Source organism: Muricoccus pecuniae (assembly GCF_014199205.1).
Taxonomy (GTDB): Bacteria; Pseudomonadota; Alphaproteobacteria; order Acetobacterales; family Acetobacteraceae; genus Roseomonas; species Roseomonas pecuniae.
In genome coordinates, this window is sequence record NZ_JACIJD010000074.1 from 1 (window position 1) to 2,420 (window position 2,420).

Annotated in this window: 4 protein-coding genes; 2 read left to right on the forward strand and 2 right to left on the reverse strand. The window is 71.9% G+C overall.

Features of this window, described 5'->3' with window-relative positions; translation table 11 throughout:
• Together FHS87_RS23150 and FHS87_RS23155 are read right to left on the reverse strand one after the other, a co-directional pair.
• A partial coding sequence (locus tag FHS87_RS23150) for a hypothetical protein (RefSeq protein ID WP_221300342.1) occupies positions 1 to 231 on the reverse strand: 231 nt, incomplete at its 3' end.
• A gap of 45 nt (positions 232 to 276) precedes the next feature.
• Positions 277 to 957 carry an RraA family protein gene (locus tag FHS87_RS23155; RefSeq protein WP_184522245.1) on the reverse strand — a complete coding sequence of 227 codons (681 nt, stop codon included), beginning with the start codon at positions 955 to 957 and terminating at the stop codon, positions 277 to 279.
• 126 nt (positions 958 to 1,083) lie between these two features.
• Between FHS87_RS23155 and FHS87_RS23160 the strand changes: the two genes are divergently transcribed.
• Positions 1,084 to 2,076: a Bug family tripartite tricarboxylate transporter substrate binding protein gene (locus FHS87_RS23160; RefSeq protein WP_312862081.1), complete on the forward strand. Its 993-nt coding sequence runs from the start codon at positions 1,084 to 1,086 to the stop codon at positions 2,074 to 2,076.
• 9 nt (positions 2,077 to 2,085) lie between these two features.
• A partial coding sequence (locus tag FHS87_RS23165) for an SMP-30/gluconolactonase/LRE family protein (protein ID WP_376766463.1) occupies positions 2,086 to 2,420 on the forward strand: 335 nt, incomplete at its 3' end.

The window sequence follows — 2,420 nt, forward strand, 5'->3', positions numbered from 1 at the left end:
CAGCCGCAGGCCCGGCGCGGCCGCATCCATCACCGTGCCGTTGATGATGCCCTGCCGGTGCAGGATGGCCACCGGGCGGTGCTCGCGGATGGCGGAGAGGAGCTCGTCCTCGCTCGGATAGCCGCTGGTGCAGCGCACGGCGAGGCCCGCCTCCTCCAGCATGGCAACGGCCTCCGGGGCCAGCCAGGCGGCGGAGACGATGACGTTGGGGCGGGAGGCGGCGTCGGTCATGGGGCGGATACTCGGCCTGGGGTTCTGAAAGGGGAGGGAGGGGGCCTAGTCCAGGCCTTCGCAGCCGAGGCGGCGCAGCGTCGCATCCACCCAGGATGCGTCGTGGGTTCCGGCCTCGATATTGGCCATCTGCCTCTCCTCCGCCGCGTGCTTCGCGCTGGCCGCGGCGTGGATGGCCTCCGCCTCGTCGAGCGGCACGCAGAGCAGGCCGTCGTCATCGCCGAGAACGAGGTCGCCCGGCGCGATCACCATGCCGTCGAGCGCGACGGGCACGTTGATCTCGCCCGGGCCGTCCTTGTAGGGGCCGCGATGCGTGACGCCCGCGGCGAAGACGGGGAAGCTCTGCGCGCGGATCGCGGCGCTGTCGCGGATGGCGCCGTTGATGACGATGCCGGCCAGGCCGCGGCGCACCATCTGCGCCAGCATCAGCTCGCCGATCAGGGCGTTGGTCAGGTCGCCGCCCGCATCCACCACGATCACGTCGCCGGGCTCGGCCAGCGCGATGGCCTTGTGGATCATCAGGTTGTCGCCGGGCCGGGTCCTCACCGTCAGGGCGGGGCCGGCGAGCACGGCGCCGGGCGCCTGCATCGGGCGGAGGCGCGCCCCCCCGGCCGTGATGCGGGACATCACGTCGCTGACATTCGCGACCGGCAGTGCGCGGAAGCGCTCGACCAGGGCGGGCTCGGCCCGCCGGCCGCGCTGGAGAATGCGGAAGCCTGTGGCCAAGGCCGTCCTCCCAAAGGTCCGGCGCCTTCGCGCCGATTTGTTGACACTGCCGCGGCCCGGATGCCAGAACGCTCCCGGAAAACGCAACGCCGTTTCGAAATAGGCGAGCGAGAAGAGGAAGCGCAAGTGCTGATTTGCCGTCCCGGTTCCGTCTCCCGCCGCGCCCTGCTGGGCACAGCCCTCGGAGGTCTCACGCTGCCCCGCCTTGCCCAGGCGCAGGCGGACTACCCGAGCCGCCCTGTCCGGGTGATCGTGCCCTGGGCGCCGGGAGGCGCCGTGGACACGCTGGCGCGCCGCGTCGCCCAGAAGCTGACGGATTCGATGGGGCAGAGCTTCGTGGTGGAGAACAAGTCCGGCGCCACGGGCACCATCGGGGCGGGCGAGGCGGCGCGCGCGGCGCCGGACGGCTACACGCTGCTGGCGATGGACAACACCTACGCCATGCTGCCCTACCTCTTCAGCCGCCTGCCCTTCGACCAGGCGACGGCGTTCCGGCCGGTCACCATCACGGCCTTCTCGCCCATCCTGCTCGCCGTCGGCGAGAAGTCGCCCTACCGCGACCTCGCCTCCCTCATCGCCGCGGCGAAGAAGGATCCGGAGAAGCTGACCTACGGCACGGGCGGAATGGGCAGCGCGCCGCATTTCGCGACGCTCGCCTTCGAGCGGGCGGCGGGGGCGAAGCTCTACCACGTGCCCTTCCGGGGCGCCGGGGAGGCGGTGATCGGCGTGCTCTCGGGCAATGTGGACCTCGTGATGATCTCGCCCGGCTCGGCACTGGGGAACATCCGCGGCGGCCAGCTCCGCCCGCTGGCCATCAGCGGGAAGCACAGGGTGGCCGCCCTGCCGGACGTGCCGACCTTCACCGAGGCCGGGCTGCCCGGCTTCAGCGTGATCAACTGGTCCGGCCTCGCGGCGCCGAAGGGCACGCCGGACGCGATCGTTCAGCGGCTGCACGGCGAGATGGTACGCGCCCTCGCCGCTCCGGACATGAGAGGCTTCATCGCCGAACTCGGCTCCGAGCCGGGCGGCATCGACCCCGCCGCCTTCTCGCGGCTGCTGAGCGAGGAGGCGGCTCGCTGGCGCGAGGTCGCGGCCTCCGGCGGCATCGAGCGGCAGTGAGGAACGGCGATGAGCTTCTTCGCCCCGCCGCCGCGCATCGAGACCGAGGTCTTCACGCGGCTGCCCGATCGCTTCCGGAACACCCGCCGCACCGCCTGGAGCGACGCCAACCGCGCCGGGCGGCCGGTGGACAGCTTCCTGGAAGGCCCCTCCTTCGACCGGCAGGGGCGGCTCTACGTCACCGACATTCCCTTCGGCCGGGTCTTCCGCGTCTCGCCGGGAGGGGAGTGGGAGCAGGTGGCCGAGTATGACGGCTGGCCGAACGGGCTGAAGATCCACCGGGACGGGCGGATCTTCATCACCGACTACAAGCGCGGGATCATGCTGCTGGACCCCGAGAGCGG